Source organism: Vibrio sp. 2-1-2a, from assembly GCF_032648565.1.
GTDB lineage: Bacteria > Pseudomonadota > Gammaproteobacteria > Enterobacterales > Vibrionaceae > Vibrio > Vibrio diabolicus.
Window position 1 is genome coordinate 655,712 of the sequence record NZ_WBOH01000002.1, and the last position, 17,727, is coordinate 673,438.

12 protein-coding genes are annotated in these 17,727 nt (G+C 46.0%); 5 read left to right on the plus strand and 7 right to left on the minus strand.

The features are described 5' to 3' along the window. Positions 1-15 precede the first annotated feature (15 nt). The 5 genes from F7Y48_RS07635 to F7Y48_RS07655 all read left to right on the plus strand — a co-directional run bounded on the left by F7Y48_RS07635 (position 16) and on the right by F7Y48_RS07655 (position 8,588). The gene (locus F7Y48_RS07635) at positions 16-1,755 is read left to right on the plus strand and encodes a glycoside hydrolase family 9 protein (protein WP_316683001.1); all 1,740 of its coding nucleotides are present in this window, start codon (positions 16-18) and stop codon (positions 1,753-1,755) included. A gap of 2 nt (positions 1,756-1,757) precedes the next feature. Next, positions 1,758-2,648, plus strand: a complete 891-nt coding sequence (locus F7Y48_RS07640) for an N-acetylglucosamine kinase (protein WP_316683002.1) — start codon at positions 1,758-1,760, stop codon at positions 2,646-2,648. Between the two features lie 8 nt (positions 2,649-2,656). Continuing rightward, positions 2,657-4,576, plus strand: coding sequence for a beta-N-acetylhexosaminidase (locus tag F7Y48_RS07645; RefSeq protein ID WP_025500271.1), 1,920 nt, complete (start codon positions 2,657-2,659; stop codon positions 4,574-4,576). An 84-nt stretch (positions 4,577-4,660) separates the two neighbouring features. Beyond that, the gene (locus tag F7Y48_RS07650) at positions 4,661-7,069 is read left to right on the plus strand and encodes a GH36-type glycosyl hydrolase domain-containing protein (RefSeq protein WP_316683003.1); all 2,409 of its coding nucleotides are present in this window, start codon (positions 4,661-4,663) and stop codon (positions 7,067-7,069) included. Between the two features lie 106 nt (positions 7,070-7,175). Further along, positions 7,176-8,588: a phosphoglucomutase/phosphomannomutase family protein gene (locus F7Y48_RS07655; protein WP_316683004.1), complete on the plus strand. Its 1,413-nt coding sequence runs from the start codon at positions 7,176-7,178 to the stop codon at positions 8,586-8,588. Between the two features lie 153 nt (positions 8,589-8,741). Here the strand turns inward: F7Y48_RS07655 and F7Y48_RS07660 are convergent, their stop codons facing one another. From F7Y48_RS07660 to acnB, 7 genes are all read right to left on the minus strand, one after another. Further along, positions 8,742-9,773 (minus strand): ABC transporter ATP-binding protein, encoded by a 1,032-nt coding sequence (locus F7Y48_RS07660; RefSeq protein WP_005396732.1) that lies wholly within the window; start codon positions 9,771-9,773, stop codon positions 8,742-8,744. Continuing rightward, the gene (locus F7Y48_RS07665) at positions 9,773-11,398 is read right to left on the minus strand and encodes an ABC transporter permease (protein WP_005396731.1); all 1,626 of its coding nucleotides are present in this window, start codon (positions 11,396-11,398) and stop codon (positions 9,773-9,775) included. The genes F7Y48_RS07660 and F7Y48_RS07665 overlap by 1 nt, the downstream gene beginning before the upstream one ends. Before the next feature lie 99 nt (positions 11,399-11,497). Then, positions 11,498-12,511, minus strand: coding sequence for a Fe(3+) ABC transporter substrate-binding protein (locus F7Y48_RS07670; RefSeq protein WP_005386566.1), 1,014 nt, complete (start codon positions 12,509-12,511; stop codon positions 11,498-11,500). Positions 12,512-12,663: 152 nt separating this feature from the next. Next, positions 12,664-13,893: an ammonium transporter gene (locus F7Y48_RS07675; RefSeq protein ID WP_046875065.1), complete on the minus strand. Its 1,230-nt coding sequence runs from the start codon at positions 13,891-13,893 to the stop codon at positions 12,664-12,666. Positions 13,894-13,920: 27 nt separating this feature from the next. Further along, the gene (locus F7Y48_RS07680; protein ID WP_005396729.1) at positions 13,921-14,259 is read right to left on the minus strand and encodes a P-II family nitrogen regulator; all 339 of its coding nucleotides are present in this window, start codon (positions 14,257-14,259) and stop codon (positions 13,921-13,923) included. Positions 14,260-14,447: 188 nt separating this feature from the next. Continuing rightward, positions 14,448-14,816 carry a YacL family protein gene (locus F7Y48_RS07685; RefSeq protein ID WP_005396728.1) on the minus strand — a complete coding sequence of 123 codons (369 nt, stop codon included), beginning with the start codon at positions 14,814-14,816 and terminating at the stop codon, positions 14,448-14,450. Between the two features lie 99 nt (positions 14,817-14,915). After that, positions 14,916-17,513: a bifunctional aconitate hydratase 2/2-methylisocitrate dehydratase gene (acnB, locus tag F7Y48_RS07690; protein ID WP_256956145.1), complete on the minus strand. Its 2,598-nt coding sequence runs from the start codon at positions 17,511-17,513 to the stop codon at positions 14,916-14,918. Between the last annotated feature and the right edge of the window lie 214 nt (positions 17,514-17,727).

Genomic DNA, 17,727 nt, shown 5'->3' on the forward strand with positions numbered 1-17,727 from the left:
TCCCGGAGACATTGAATGCTGCTACTGACTAACCACATTGGTTATGAAAATCTGGGCCCAAAGAAAGCCATTGTCCAGACCGAACAACCACACTTGTCTTCTTACACTGCTCAATTGATTTGTGCCACTACCGAGAAAACCGTGGCAACTTTTGCGGTTGAAGAACAAGGTAAAGTGGCGAACTGGCATCAGGGCTACTTCTACCTCATCGACTTTTCATCTTTCACAGATTCAGGCGACTATTTCCTGCAAGTGGAAGATTCGCGTTCTTCTTATTTCACTGTTGGCGAACATATTCTGTTAAATCAAACCCTGTCAGATGTGATCCACTACCTCAAATCACAACGTTGCGGTGGGGTTTTCGATCAACAAGATCGACAAGTGCCAGTGCTCAACGCCAATCAAACAGTTGATGTTCACGGTGGCTGGTACGACGCATCTGGAGACGTTAGTAAGTATTTAAGTCATCTTTCATACGCTAATTATTTGAACCCTCAACAAACCCCAATGGTGGTTTGGAACATCCTAAAAGGGCTTTCATTGCTTGAAGGAAGCGAAGACATTGCAGCCTTCACACGTACACGTCTTATTGAAGAAGCCCTGTTCGGTGCAGACTTCCTTGTTCGTATGCAAAACGAAAAAGGCTTCTTCTACATGACGGTCTTTGATAAGTGGAGCAAAGATACTGCGCAACGAGAAATCTGTGCCTACGAAACGCAACTTGGTCACAAATTTGACGACTACCAAGCAGGCTTTCGACAAGGTGGCGGTGTCGCCATCGCAGCGCTGGCCGCGGCGTCGCGTTTAAGTGTTCACGGCGAATACGATCAACAGAAATACCGCAACGCTGCTGAAAATGGTTACTGGCACTTAAAAGAGCACAATACGCAGTACCTCAATGATGGTGAAGAAAACATTATCGACGAATATTGTGCGCTACTAGCCAGTGTAGAACTGTTTACAGCCACCAAAGAAACTCGCTACTTGGAAGAGAGCCGTTTGTGGGCACAACGCTTAGTTGCTCGCCAAATGAGCGACGAACAGATTCAACACTTCTGGTCAGCAAACCAAGACGGCAGTCGTCCATACTTTCACGCTGCCGAAGCAGGTCTACCCGTTATTGCCCTATGCGAATACCTAGCAATTGAAGACGACTCCGTACAGACAGAATCGGTAAAACACATCGTTAACCGAGCGTGTGAGTTTGAGATCAAAATATCGAATAAAGTGACCAACCCATTCGGTTACCCTCGCCAGTATGTTAAAGGCGTAAATGAGTCAAAACGCGATGCATTTTTTGTCGCACACAACAATGAATCCGGCTATTGGTGGCAAGGCGAGAATGCTCGATTGGGCTCACTCGCAACCATGGCGTATCTTGCTCAACCGCATATAGCATCGCAAGAAATACAGCAACAACTTTCCGTATTTGCTCAAGATGCATTGAACTGGATTGTAGGCTTAAACCCATACGACATGTGCATGCTTGATGGCCATGGTCGTAACAACCCTGATTACCTTCCTCAACATGGTTTCTTCAACGCTAAAGGCGGTGTGTGTAACGGAATCACTGGCGGCTTTGAAGACGAGGAAGACATCGCATTTAACCCACCAGCACAAAAAGACGACATGTTACAAAACTGGCGCTGGGGCGAACAATGGATCCCGCATGGCGCTTGGTACTTACTCGCGATAATGAGTCAAGCTCAGCATATTTCTCAGTTGGCAACCTCTAAAAATATTAAGGAACAATAATCATGGGGATGTATTTTGTCGGTATCGATGGTGGCGGCACGTCATGTCGAGCCAGGATTAAAGATTCACAAGGTAATTTTCTTGGCGAGGCCAAAAGCGGCAGCGCCAACATCATGCTAGGCGCTGAAATTGCAATGGCTTCGATTCTTGAATCCATCACTTCGGCGGCCGAACAAGGCGGTCTGACACAACAAGATTTCGCATCGATGCACGTCGGCTTAGCCCTTGCAGGTGCTGAGCACAAAGCATCTTGGCAAGCCTTCATGTCTCTTCCTCATCCGTTTGCCAGTATGACTCTTAATACTGATGCTTACGGCGCGTGCGTTGGTGCACACAATGGCGAAGATGGCGCAATCATGATCGCAGGAACGGGTTCTTGTGGCATCTATCTTAAAGGATTGGAGCAGCACGTTGTCGGTGGTCGTGAATTCCCGATTTCGGATCAAGGTGGCGGCGCAGTCATGGGGCTTCGTCTAGTTCAACAAGTTTTGTTAGCAGAAGATGGCATCAGAGAGAAAACGCCTCTAGCACAACACGTCATGGCACATTTCGAAAATGACGTTGATAACGTGGTGGCTTGGTCTAAACAAGCGCTTCCTCGTGATTATGGGCAGTTTTCTCCTGCAATTTTCCAACATGCAGAACAAGGTGATGCACTGGCAATTGAGATGCTGAAGCAAACTGTAGCTGATATAGAAATGTTTCTCGTGGCATTAAACAAGCGCGGCGCAACGCGTATTTGTTTAATGGGCAGCATTGCTGAACGTATTTTACGTTGGCTTTCGCCACCCGTTCAGCAATGGGTTGTTGAACCACAGTTTGACGCGATTGAAGGCGCAATTATGTTTGCAGGTAAACCTGAACATAACCTTTACTCGCTCAATGCGGCGTAGGAGTAGGTATGGAATATCGTGTTGATCTCGTCGTCCTATCAGAACAAAAGCAAAACTGCCGTTTCGGACTGACTTTCCATAACTTGAGCGATCAAGATCTCCATAATTGGAGCCTGATTTTTGCTTTTGATCGCTACATTCTGCCGGATAGTATTTCGAATGGTCAGCTCAAGCAAATTGGCAGCTACTGCACCCTCAAACCAGAAGGGTTGGTGCTGGCAGCTAACCATCATTTTTACTGCGAGTTCAGTATTGGTTCGAACCCATTCCGTTACTATTCTGATGGATTCAATGAAGCCTTGGTCAACTTTGAAGTCAACGGCAACCTTCAGCGAGCTCAAGTCGATGTCACGCCGATCGTATTGGCTTCACCGTACCGTGAACGTAGTGAGATCCCTTCCAGCTTGACGCATGCGCAGCCTTTATTGCCAAAACCAAACCATATAGAAGTCAGCGATCACTGCTTTAGCTTTAATCATCAAGCTGGCGTTGCGGTTTATTCAAACCTAGCCAATTCAGCTAAAGAGTGGTTACTTGAAGAGCTTAAGCGCATTCATCAATTTGAGTTCGTATCAGACAATGGCAGTCAGATCATCTTCAAAGGCAACCCAACCTTGGATGAAGGCGCTTACAAGCTGAAGGTAGCAGAAGAGTCGATCAAAATTGAAGCAGGCTCTTCGTCTGGTTTTACCCATGCTTGTGCAACGTTATTGCAACTGATCAAAGTTGGCGATCAACCAGCCTCAATGGAAGTGGTTTGCTGTTCAATCAAAGACCGACCACGTTTTCGTTACCGCGGTATGATGCTAGATTGTGCTCGCCATTTTCACTCCGTTGAGCAAGTCAAACGTTTGATCAACCAGTTGGCTCACTACAAGTTCAATACGTTCCATTGGCACCTTACCGATGATGAAGGTTGGCGAATTGAGATCAAATCATTGCCTCAACTAACCGATATTGGCGCATGGCGTGGGTTGGATGAAACCAATGAGCCACAGTACACGCACCTTGCTGAGCGTTACGGCGGTTTTTACACTCAAGAAGACATCAAAGACGTGGTTGCATTTGCTTCGAAACGAGGCATCACTGTTATCCCTGAAATAGATGTACCAGGCCACTGCCGAGCTGCCATAAAGTCGTTACCACACCTATTGGTAGAAGCAGAAGACACCACCGAATACCGCAGCATTCAGCATTACAACGACAACGTCATTAACCCAGCTCTGCCGGGGAGCTACGAGTTTATCGATAAAGTGTTGGAAGAAGTCTCCGCGTTGTTCCCTGCCCCTTATGTTCATATCGGTGCGGATGAAGTACCTAACGGCGTATGGTCAAAAAGCCCAGCGTGCCAAGCACTAATGGAACAACTGGGTTACAGCGACTACAAAGAGTTACAAGGGCACTTCTTGCGTCATGCCGAAGACAAACTGCGCAAACTTGGCAAGCGCATGCTGGGTTGGGAAGAAGCACAGCATGGCGACAAAGTCAGCAAAGACACAGTGATCTATTCGTGGTTAAGCGAAGAAGCGGCGTTGAACTGCGCGCGCCAAGGTTTCGATGTGGTGCTACAACCTGCACAAACAACCTACCTAGATATGACCCAAGATTACGCACCAGAAGAACCGGGCGTGGATTGGGCTAACCCGTTGCCGCTAGAAAAAGCTTACAACTATGAACCACTCGCTGAAGTGCCAGCCGACGATCCAATACGTAAACGCATTTGGGGCATTCAAACCGCATTGTGGTGCGAAATCATCAACAACCAGTCTCGTATGGACTACATGGTCTTCCCGCGCTTAACCGCAATGGCAGAAGCATGTTGGACAGACAAACAACACCGAGACTGGACCGACTATTTATCACGTTTGAAAGGACACCTACCGCTGCTTGATTTGCAGGGAGTGAATTACCGTAAACCGTGGAAGTAATACAGAGCTGATGTAGAAGCATCACGCTTGAAGAGTTTTTAAATTTTGGCTGCAGACGCAGCTTTGTAAAAAGGAAAGACACAAATGAAATACGGCTATTTCGATAACGAGAATCGTGAATACGTCATTACTCGCCCTGATGTACCTGCTCCTTGGACCAACTACCTAGGTACAGAAAAATTCTGTACCGTTATCTCGCATAACGCAGGTGGCTATTCGTTCTACAACTCTCCAGAATACAACCGTGTTACTAAGTTCCGTCCAAATGCGACATTCGATCGCCCAGGACACTACGTTTACCTACGTGATGATGAGACGGGAGATTACTGGTCAATCTCTTGGCAACCAGTTGCCAAAAGCCTAGACGAAGCGAACTACGAAGTTCGTCATGGTTTGTCGTACTCTAAATTCAAGTGTGAATACAGCGGCATTAGCGCAACCAAAACGCTCTTTGTACCAAAAGGCGAAGATGCAGAAATTTGGGATGTGGTCATCAAGAACACCTCTGACAAACCGCGTACGATCAGCGCATTCTCATTTGTTGAGTTCTCATTCAGCCACATTCAATCTGATAACCAAAACCATCAGATGTCTCTCTACTCTGCGGGTACGTCATACAACGAAGGCGTGATTGAATACGACCTGTACTACAACACCAACGACTTCGAAGGTTTCTACTACCTAGCGTCAACGTTTGATCCAGATTCATACGACGGCCAACGTGATAGCTTCCTAGGTCTATACCGCGACGAAGCAAACCCACTAGCAGTAGAGCAAGGTAAGTGTTTTAACACCGCGCAAACGTGTTACAACCACTGTGGCTCTCTGCACAAGCAGTTTACTATCCAACCAGGTGAAGAAGTTCGCTTTGCTTACATTCTGGGTATCGGTAAAGGTAACGGTGAACGTTTGCGTGCTAAGTACCAAGACCTTGCAGAAGTCGACAATGCATTTGCTGGCATCAAAGCACACTGGGATGAGCGTTGTGGCAAGTTCCAAGTGAAATCGCCAAACGAAGGCCTAGACACCATGATCAATGCTTGGACGCTATACCAAGCAGAAACGTGTGTAGTTTGGTCTCGCTTTGCTTCGTTCATTGAGGTCGGCGGGCGTACTGGTCTTGGTTACCGTGACACCGCGCAGGACGCGATTTCCGTACCACATGCAAACCCAGCGATGACACGCAAGCGCATTGTGGACCTACTACGCGGCCAAGTAAAAGCGGGTTACGGCCTACACCTATTCGATCCTGATTGGTTCGATCCTGAAAAAGCAGATGTTAAACCATCTAAGTCTCCAACAGTTGTTCCTACTCCGTCCGATGAAGATAAGATCCACGGTATTGAAGACACTTGCTCTGATGATCACCTATGGCTAGTACCAACCATCTGTAAATACGTGATGGAAACCGGTGAGCACAGCTTCTTCGACGAAGTGATTCCTTACGCGGATGGCGGTGATGCAACCGTGTATGACCACATGAAAGCAGCGCTAGACTTCTCTGCGGAGTACGTGGGTCAAACCGGTATCTGTAAAGGTCTGCGTGCAGACTGGAACGACTGTCTAAACCTAGGTGGTGGTGAATCTTCAATGGTGTCGTTCCTACACTTCTGGGCACTGCAAGAGTTCATCGACCTAGCGAAATACCTAGGTAAAGCAGCCGACGTTGAAAAATACACGGAAATGGCAGCAAACGTTCGTGAAGCGTGTGAAACACACCTTTGGGATGATGAAGGCGGTTGGTACATCCGTGGTCTGACGAAAAATGGCGACAAGATCGGTACAGCGCAACAAGCAGAAGGCCGAGTGCACCTAGAGTCAAACACGCTTGCAGTACTTTCTGGTGCGGTATCTCAAGAGCGCGGCGAAAAAGCGATGGACGCGGTCGACGAGAACCTGTTCTCTGAATACGGCCTTCACCTAAACTCACCATCTTTTGCAACACCAAATGATGACATCGGCTTCGTAACTCGCGTTTACCAAGGCGTAAAAGAGAACGGTGCAATCTTCTCGCATCCAAACCCATGGGCTTGGGTAGCTGAAGCGAAATTAGGTCGTGGTGACCGTGCGATGAAGTTCTACGATGCACTCAACCCATACAACCAAAACGACATCATCGAAAAACGTATAGCAGAACCGTACTCATACGTTCAGTTCATTATGGGTCGTGACCACCAAGACCACGGTCGTGCAAACCACCCATGGTTAACAGGTACATCTGGCTGGGCTTACTTCGCTGTTACCAACTTTATCCTTGGTGTGCGTACAGGCTTCGATGGCCTAACTATCGATCCATGTATTCCAACTAACTGGCCTGGATTTGAAGTGACTCGTCAGTGGCTAGGCGCGACTTACAACATCAAAGTTGTTAACCCTGATTCAGTCAGCAAAGGCGTGAAATCTATCACTCTGAATGGTGAAGCTATCACTGGCGCATCAGTACCAGTGCAAGCGGAAGGTTCCGTCAACGAAGTGATCGTAACACTAGGTTAATCGCTTCAATACGTCCCAATGCACTTTTGCTTTTTAGCTTGTGCATTGGGTTCGCTAGCAAAATTTTAAGGCGCGGCACCTTGCTGCCCTTATTGAGGTTCGAATCATGATCAAATTTGGTACAGGCGGCTGGCGCGCATTCATCGGTGAAGAATTCACCAAAGATAATGTACGTTTGGTGGCTCAAGCAGTCGCAAACATTACGAATAACGAATCTGTTGCTGATCGCGGCTTTGTCATTGGCTATGACCGACGTTTTCTGTCTGATAAAGCGGGCCGTTGGTTTGCCGAAGTTTTAGCAGCAAACGGCATCGTCGTTAGCTTTATCGATAAGTTTGTTCCAACGCCAATCGTAATGTTTAAAGCGAAGGAAATGGACTGCGCTTACTCGGCATGTATTACGGCATCGCACAACCCGGCCGATTACAACGGCATTAAAGTCTTCATTGAAGGCGGTCGTGATGCAGATGAAATCATCACCCAAAAAATCGAATCACAAATCGATACGCTCACTGCACAAGATGTAAAAAGTGTCGATTTTGAACAAGCGGTTGAAGATAAGCTGATTCAAATTATCAACCCGATGAACGAATTCGTAGATTCGATAATTAACTTTATTGATATCGAGTCGATCAAAAAAGCCAACCTACGCGTTTTGATTGACCCGATGTTCGGTGTCGCAAAAAATGCACTGCAAACCGTATTAATCAACGGCCGCTGTGACGTTGATGTGATTAACGATGGAAAAAACCCAGACTTCGGTGGGTTAATGCCTTCGCCAAGTGCTGCAACACTCTACCGTTTGATGCACCTAGTAAAAGAGCAAGGTTACGATATTGGCATCGGTACCGATGGCGATGCGGACCGTCTTGGTATTATTGACGAAAAAGGTAACTTCATTCATCCAAATGAAGTCCTGATTCTACTTTATTATTACTTATTGGAGTACAAAGGTTGGACAGGTTCCGTGGTACGTAACATCGCGACGACTCATCTTCTCGATAAAATTGCTGAAGACCACGGTGAAAAATGCTTTGAGGTACCAGTAGGCTTTAAGCACATCAGTTCTCAAATGGAAGCGGATGACTCACTGATTGGTGGGGAAAGCTCTGGCGGCCTAACCATTCGCGGCCACATCAAAGGTAAAGATGGCGTCTTCGCGTCTAGCTTGTTAGTTGAAATGATTTCAGTAACCGGCAAGAAGCTGTCTGAGTTGCTAGATGAAATCTACGGTAAGTACGGCTATGCCTACATGGCAGAAGGCGATTGCAAATTCAAACCAGCGCAAAAAGAGGTACTGTTCAACAAAATTTATGTTGAAAAGCTGTTGCCTGAGTTTGAATTTGAGATCGAAAAAGTCAGCTATGAAGATGGTGCGAAAGTGTATTTCAAGAATGGTGGTTGGATCATCGCCCGCTTCTCTGGTACTGAGCCGTTACTACGTATTTTTGCAGAAATGCAAGATAAGGACACTGCGGAACGTGTTCTTCAACAGTTTAAAGACTTCTTATCTTTATAACTGACCTTGTGCCCGCTTCGAGCACAATGATGAGAGTCGACGCTGTCTGAAAAGGCGCTCATCAACAGGAGAAGAGCACTTGCCCGGCATCACTGCCGGGCTTTTTTGTATCAACAAATCGAGAATGGATTCACAATCCCGTATGCAGAGACATTAAGCGAATGCCAGCACGCCCTGTGTTTCAATTTTCACAGCAACAGACTCACCAATATTTAATGCCTGCGATGCTGTAGCCAACAAACGGTCGCCATTCGCATCAATCACGTAACGGCAATGGTCGCCCATAAAGTGCTGCTCCAGCACCGTTACTGAGCTCTCTTCATCAGATTGAATTTGCACATGTTGCGGCCTTAGCAACAAAGAGCATTCAGACTGCACTGGGATCTCTTGTTGGGCTGTGGCTTCAACCACACCCAAGTGGGTTTCATATTCTGAATCCGAAACTCGTTTAGCGGCAAGATAGCTACCACCACCCAAGAAATCCGCAACAAACTTACTTGAAGGCTGGTAGTAAAGCTCAGATGCCGTGCCATATTGCTCGATAACACCATTGTTCATCACTGCCATTTTATCAGCGAAGGCAAAAGCCTCTTCACGGCTATGCGTAACAAAAATGGCAGTCACGCCTTGCGCCTTAAAAATCTTACGGATCTCACTTATCAACTCATGGCGAACTTGCGTATCAATATTAGAGAACGGCTCATCCAGCAACAATAAGTCTGGGCTGTAAGCTAATGAGCGAGCAATCGCAACGCGCTGCTGCTGTCCACCAGACAATTGATGAGGATAACGATCGCCATAGCCTTGCAAATGCACGAGCTCGAGCATCTCTTGGACTTTGCCATTTTTCTCTTTTGTCGAGTAATGCTTTAAGCCAAAGGCAATATTTTGCTCCACCGTCAGGTGAGGAAAAAGCGCATAATCTTGGAAAATCATCCCGATATTACGCTGTTCTGGTGGCAACCAGTTCTCCCCATCATCAATCGTGACGCAATTTAAGCTCATTTCGCCTGACGTTAATGGCAATAGCCCTGCAACGGCTTTTAATAGTGTTGTTTTTCCGCAACCACTTGCACCGAGTAGACAGACAATTTGCCCTTGTTCCACCTCAAGAGACAATGATTCGAGTACGGTTTGATCATCATATTGGCAAGTTAGGTTTTTAATTGATAATGCGCAGCTCATCAGTGATTTTGCTCCAGTGAACGGTTAACAACAACAAGCGGGATCAACCCAACAAGAACCAACAAAACCGCAGGCAAAGCGGCCAATTCCAAATGCTCATCCGAGGCGAAGTTATAAACGTATGTGGCTAGTGTTTCAAAGTTAAACGGACGAAGTAATAGGGCCGCATTGAGCTCTTTCATCGACTCGATAAACACTAACAGAGCCGCAATCAGTGCACCACGTTTAACCAGCGGAAAGTGCACACGCCACAGCATGGCATTAGGCTTACAACCCATGGTGCGAGACGCCATATCTAACGAAGGCGAAATTTTATTTAAGTTACTTTCGATACTACCAATCGCCACCGCTGAAAAGCGCACAACCATGGCAAAAACCAGGGCGAACATGGAGCCAGAAAAAATAAGTCCCGGTCTGCCCCACTCCATGGCTTTAGCAAGGTCGTTGACGCGGTGATCCATAAACAGTACTGCGACCATCACACCAATCGCTAATACGGTTCCTGGCACTGCATACCCCATCGAAGAAAGACGCATAAATGCCAAGCTTTCGCGCTTGCCATTGACGCGATGGGTAAAGTTAACGATCAGTGCGACAGCAACACCAATAATGGCGGCAATAACCGACACGACCAAACTATTCCATGCGTATTCACGAAACTCGGGGGTCCAACTCTGCGCAAAGTAAGTTATCGCATAATCAATCAGCTGTAGTAATGGCAAAATAAACGCGACCGAAACCAAGCCCCAACACCAAACCAGCGCGGTCCACTTTTTCCAGCCCGTCAACTCATAACGAAAATCTTCGTGACTGTTAAATTGGCTTTGAAAAAGCTTTTGTTTACGACGACTGTAGCGTTCGGCACTGAGGAGCAGTACTACAATGACGAGCATCATGGCTGAAATCTTGGCTGCTGCATTAAGATTAGAGTATCCCAACCAAGTATCGTAGACCGCTGTGGTTAACGTATTCACAGCGAAGTAACTTACAGTACCAAAGTCACCGATGGTCTCCATTGCGACCAATGATAACCCCACTGCGATAGAAGGTCTTACTAACGGCATCGAGATGCGCCAAAAGCTTTCCCATGGAGAGCATTTGAGCAAACGCGCGCTTTGCAACAAAGAGACATTTTGCTCCATAAATGCAGCTCGACACAGCAAATACACATAAGGGTACAGCACTAAAGCCAACACAAAGGTCGCGCCAGGCAAGGTGCGAATATCAGGGAACCAATACTCGCCAGGTCCCCATCCGGTTACATCACGCAAAAAGATCTGAATCGGTCCTGCAAAATCAAACCAATCAGTAAAAATATAACCAATGATATAACCTGGCATCGCAAGAGGTAGCACCAATGCCCACTGCAACCATTTTTCGGTCGGCAGTTTACACATGGCCATTATCCAAGCGCTTGGTATACCAAGAATTAAGGACAACACCATTACGCCAATAGTGAGCGCAACCGTGTTAAAAATATAAGTCGGCATGACTGTCGCCATTAAATGGGCAAACAAATCATCCGTTTCACCAATTGCGGTGTAGAAGATCGCTAAGATCGGCAAAACCAGTAACAGAGTTATTACCCCACTACTGGTTTTCCATAAAGAGTGTTTATCTTTCATCGCCTAATTACTGCAAGGCTGTATGAAATACAAATGCTGTTGCAAATACATCTCATATCCTTTAATCAAATGGGGGTACTGTTATACCCCCACAAGGAATTAAAGGTCAAATTTCACTTCGTCTAATAGCTTAATTGCCGCTTCGTGGTTGGCTGCAATATCGTCTAGAGAAAGCTTGTCTGCTTTAAAGTCACCCCAAGATTCCACAAGTTCAGAACGCTTCACGCCTTCTTTAACAGGGTACTCGTAGTTAACTTCTGCGTACATCTGCTGCGCTTTGTCACCCGTTAGGAATTCCATTAGCTTCACAGCATTGTCTTTGTTTGGAGAGTACTTCGCCATCGCCATACCAGAGATGTTTACGTGAGTACCTGTAGTCTCTTGGTTAGGGAAGTTGATGTAAACTGCATCTGCCCAAGCTTTTTGCTCTTTGTCATTAACCATTTTACCTAGGTAGTAGCTGTTACCTAGAGAAACATCACATAGACCTTCTTTGATCGCTTTAACTTGTGCACGATCGTTGCCTTGTGGTTTGCGAGCAAGGTTTGCTTTCACGCCTTCCAACCACTCTTTGGTTTCTGCTTCGCCATTGTGAGCAATCATTGCTGAAACTAGAGAAACGTTGTACGGGTGCTTACCGCTACGAGTACAAATTTTACCTTTGAACTCTGGCTTAGCTAGATCTGCATAGTTGAAATCTGCGCCTAGTTTACCTACGCGATCACGTGAAGAGTAAACACTACGTGAGCGTAGAGTTAGGGCAAACCACTCATTCTCTTTATCTTGGTATTGAGCTGGTACGTTTTCTTCAATGATTTTGCTATCTACTTTCTGAACTAAACCTTTGTTTGTCAGTTCAGCTAGACGACTGATGTCTGTCGTAAGGATAACGTCAGCTGGGCTGTACTCGCCTTCTTGAGCTAGCTTTTCTGCTAAGCCTTTTTTAGCAAATTTTACGTTTACTTTGATGCCAGTTTCTTTAGTGAACTCGTTGAACATAGGTTCAACTAGGAAAGGTTGACGGTAAGAGTAGACGTTCACTTCTTCAGCAGCCATTGCTGTTGGAGCTAAGGTTGCGCAAGTTAATGCTGAAAGAGTTAGCAGTTTTTTCATTGTTTAATCCTTTACCATGCTAATGATAACGTTTATCAGTTGCGTTATTATATGTATGTTCAATAAGAAGACAATGACAAATATTAAAAAACCTGCTCATCGGAGCAGGTTTTTTAATGTTGAGAGTGTAACTATTTATTACAGGCTATTGATTACTTCACAGTGACAAATTCTGGGTACGCACCGACGCCACAATCATGCATGTCCATACCTTCCATTTCTTCATCTTCCGTGACGCGAATTCCAACGGTTGCTTTCAAGATAGCCCACACCACTAGACTGGCACCAAATACCCAAGCAAAGATAACGACAGCACCTAAAAGCTGTGCACCGAATGTAGCATCGCCGTTACTTAGTGGTACGACCATCAAACCAAAGAAGCCACAAACACCGTGCACTGAAATCGCACCGACTGGGTCATCAATTTTTAGTTTATCTAGGCCAATGATGCTGAATACGACTAGCGCGCCAGATACTGCACCGATAGCAACTGCATATAATGGCGATGGTGATAGAGGATCTGCGGTGATAGCAACCAAGCCAGCTAGCGCACCATTGAGAATCATCGTTAAATCCGCTTTGCCCCAAGTCGTTTTACATACAAATAGCGCCGCAATAGCACCTGCAGCAGCTGCTGCGTTGGTGTTTAGGAAGATCTGACCTACCGCTGTTGCGTTCTCAAAGTCTGAAACCATCAACTGAGAACCACCGTTAAACCCAAACCAACCAAACCAAAGGATGAAAGTACCTAATGTTGCCAAAGGCATGTTTGAACCTGGAATCGGGTAGATTTCACCGTTTTTGCCATATTTACCTTTACGAGCACCAAGCAATAACACACCTGCGAGAGCTGCAGAAGCACCAGCCATATGTACGATACCTGAACCCGCAAAGTCGCTAAATCCAGCTTCTGCTAGGAAACCACCGCCCCATGTCCAATAACCTTCCATTGGGTAGATAAATGCGGTCAAAATCGCAGAGAAAACCAAGAAAGACCAAAGCTTCATACGTTCAGCCACCGCACCAGAAACGACGGACATTGCGGTTGCAACGAAGACGACTTGGAAGAAGAAGTCAGACTCTAGAGAGTGATCAGCCCCTTCTCCTTGGGTACCAATCAGCGCACCAAATGAAGGTAACCAGCCTCCTTCCCCGTTGTCGACATACATGATGTTGTAACCAACGATCAGAAACATCGTACATGCAATTGCGTACAAACAGATGTTCTTCGTAAGAATTTCTGTTGTGTTCTTAGATCGCACAAGACCCGCTTCTAGCATCGCAAAACCAGCTGCCATCCACATTACCAACGCACCGGAAATGAGGAAGAAAAAGGTGTCAAGTGCGTAACGTAACTCGGTTACTGTTGTTGTTAATTCCATAATAAGTTTCTCCAATCCCTTGAATTCTTAAAGTGCTTCTGCGTCCATTTCGCCCGTTCGGATACGCACCGCTTGGTTCAGGTCGTAGACAAAAATTTTACCGTCACCAATCTTTCCTGTTTGCGCAGCTTTTGTAATCGCTTCAACCACTCGCTCAACATTATCCGCGTGAGTAGCGATTTCAATTTTCACTTTTGGTAGGAAATCGACCTGATACTCAGCGCCGCGATACAGTTCCGTGTGGCCTTTTTGACGACCAAACCCTTTAACTTCTGATACCGTCATCCCTTCGATACCGACGTTAGCCAATGCTTCTCGCACATCGTCTAATTTAAACGGCTTAATAATGGCATTGATTATTTTCATTCAATTCTCTCCGAAGCTTTCATCCTGAAACACTTCTAATAATCCAATCTACGTGCCAAGTTTTTAAGTCATTGAATAATAAAAACTAACGTCAATTTACATATCTATAAACAAAAAGGGCGCACCATATCGGTGCGCCCTTTTCACAAATTTAAAGCAACAGAAGGAAAGTTACCCAAAACTGTGCACTAAATGTTCAAAAAGTCTTTCCATCGCTCGATAAGAATCATGAAGTCCTCTATTCCACAGCTTGCTGTACTTTCTGCATTGTAGAAATCGAATTCACTTTCCATCTCAACATCATGGTCATGGGCCAATGCGTTTTCTTGCACTAGGACTTCATCACCCAGAATCATCAAGCTAATTTCTGTACCTGTTAGGTTATGCTCTTGAGAAGGCGCTGAAAATGACTGCTCAATTAACTTTTCAACCTGAGCAATCTTCATAGGATCTTTGCCAATTTCTTCTTGCAGCCAGCGCCCAACAATCTCATGCCCCATGCTGCATTTTACGTAGTACTCGCCCATTAACGTGTTACGGATGAATTCAAATTCCATCGAGATTGCCTTTTCGTATCAATTTGGTGCGGAGTATAGCGAATTGCACCCATAAAAAAAGCACCTCGTTTGAGGTGCTTTTTAATTGTGCAGTTAAGCTTATGCAGGCTCTTGGAAGATCACTTCATCCGCTTTCTTGGTGTACTGATCCATTTTATGGAAGTTCAAGTAGCGGTAAGTATCTGTAGCGGTTGCATCAATTTGCTTCGCATACTCCAAGTACTCTTCTTTAGTTGGAATCTTACCAAGGATTGCACCTACGGCAGCTAGTTCCGCAGACGACAGGTAAACATTCGCACCAGTACCTAGACGGTTCGGGAAGTTACGCGTTGAGGTAGACATCACTGTTGATTTGTCTGCAACACGCGCTTGGTTACCCATACACAGTGAACATCCTGGTGTTTCGATTCGAACCCCAGCACGGCCAAAGATACCGTAATAACCCTCTTCCGTTAGCTGATCCTTGTCCATCTTCGTTGGCGGAGCGATCCATAGACGAGTTGCAAGCTGTCCGTTGAACTTATCTAGCAGCTTACCAGCAGCGCGGAAGTGACCGATATTAGTCATACAAGAACCGATGAACACTTCGTCAATCGCTGTGCCTTGTACTTCAGACAACAAGCGAGCGTCATCCGGATCATTCGGTGCACATAGTACTGGCTCATTGATTTCAGCCATATCGATTTCAATAACATGTGCGTATTCAGCGTCTTTATCCGCTTGCATCAGCTCAGGATTTGCTAACCACTCTTCCATCGCTGTAATACGACGTTCGATAGTACGGCGGTCACCGTAACCTTCAGAGATCATCCACTTCAGCATTACAATGTTAGAGTTTAGGTACTCTTCGATCGACTCTTGCGACAGTTTCACAGTACAACCTGCCGCAGAACGCTCAGCAGAAGCATCAGAAAGCTCAAATGCTTGCTCAACTGTTAGCGTTTCTAGGCCTTCAATCTCAAGGATACGGCCAGAGAATTCGTTGATCTTGCCCGCTTTTTCTACCGTTAGTAGACCTTGCTGAATCGCGTAGTAAGGGATGGCATGAACAAGGTCACGTAGTGTGATACCCGGTTGCATTTCACCTTTAAAGCGAACCAAGATTGACTCAGGCATATCTAGTGGCATAACGCCTGTCGCAGCAGCAAAGGCAACCAAACCCGAACCTGCTGGGAATGAAATACCTAGCGGGAAACGAGTATGTGAGTCACCACCAGTACCAACTGTATCCGGTAGTAGCATACGGTTTAGCCATGAGTGGATAATACCGTCACCCGGGCGAAGAGATACGCCACCGCGGTTCATGATAAAGTCCGGAAGTGTGTGGTGCGTGTTTACGTCTACTGGTTTTGGGTACGCAGAGGTGTGACAGAAAGACTGCATGACAAGATCAGCAGAGAAGCCCAAACACGCCAAGTCTTTAAGTTCATCACGAGTCATAGGGCCGGTAGTATCTTGCGAGCCTACTGTCGTCATCTTCGGCTCACAGTAGGTACCAGGGCGAATGCCTTCTACGCCACACGCTTTACCAACCATTTTCTGTGCAAGCGTGTAACCCTTGCCAGAATCTGCAATTTCACCAGGTTTACGGAATACATCCGAAGGCTCAAGACCTAGCGATTGACGCGCTTTGTCTGTCAAACCACGACCGATGATCAATGGGATACGACCGCCAGCACGAACTTCATCAATCAGTACTTCCGTTTTCAGCGAGAACTCAGCTAAAACTTCACCTGTTTCGTGATTACAAACTTTACCTTCATATGGGTAAACATCGATAACATCGCCCATGTTGAGCTTAGTCACGTCGACTTCGATTGGTAGTGCGCCCGCATCTTCCATTGTGTTGAAGAAGATAGGTGCAATTTTACCACCAAGCACATAACCACCAGCACGTTTGTTTGGAACGTAAGGGATATCATCTCCCATAAACCAAAGTACTGAGTTGGTTGCAGATTTACGTGAAGAACCAGTACCAACAACATCACCAACGTAAACCAATTGGTGACCTTTTTCTTTCAATTCTTCAATTTGCTTGATCGGACCAATATTGCCCGGTTGATCAGGATTGATGCCTTCACGCTCGTTCTTCAGCATCGCAAGTGCGTGCACTGGGATATCAGGACGAGACCAAGCATCAGGTGCAGGTGAAAGGTCATCCGTGTTCGTTTCACCTGTTACTTTAAATACAGTTAGAGTGACTTTTTCTTCAAGCTTAGGCTTAGAAAGGAACCACTCAGCATCAGCCCATGACTGAAGTACTTTCTGTGCATGCTCATTGCCTGCTTTTGCTTTCTCTTCTACATCATAGAAAGCATCAAACATCAGAAGTGTATGAGACAGCGCTTCTACAGCAATCTCTGCCAGTGCTTCGTCATCCAATAGCTCAACTAGCGGTGCGATGTTGTAACCACCTTGCATAGTGCCTAGCAGTTCAGCAGCTTTTTCACGACTCACTAATGGTGATTTAACTTCACCTGTTGCTACAGCGGTTAGGAAACCCGCTTTAACATAAGCGGCTTCATCTACACCTGGTGGGATGCGGTTTTCAAGTAGGTCAAGAATGACTTCTTCTTCACCTTGCGGGGGATTTTTCAGAAGTTCTACAAGTCCAGCAACTTGTTCTGCGTCTAGCGGTTTAGGAACAACTCCTTCAGCAGCACGCTCTTCGACGTGTTTACGGTAGGCTTCAAGCACGACTTTTTCCTCTCATTGCGGTTCCTCCTCTATTATTACTATTGTTAAAGTAAAGGAGTGAACATCCTTGGAAACTTGGCTCTCCATTGCCCTTGTTTTCATTCAATTATGATTGAGAAACAGCGCCGTAGAGGCCAAACTGTGGGCAAAATAATAGCAAATTTAACCTTAAATTAAAATCTTATCATTTTGACCAACATAGCAACTTACGACT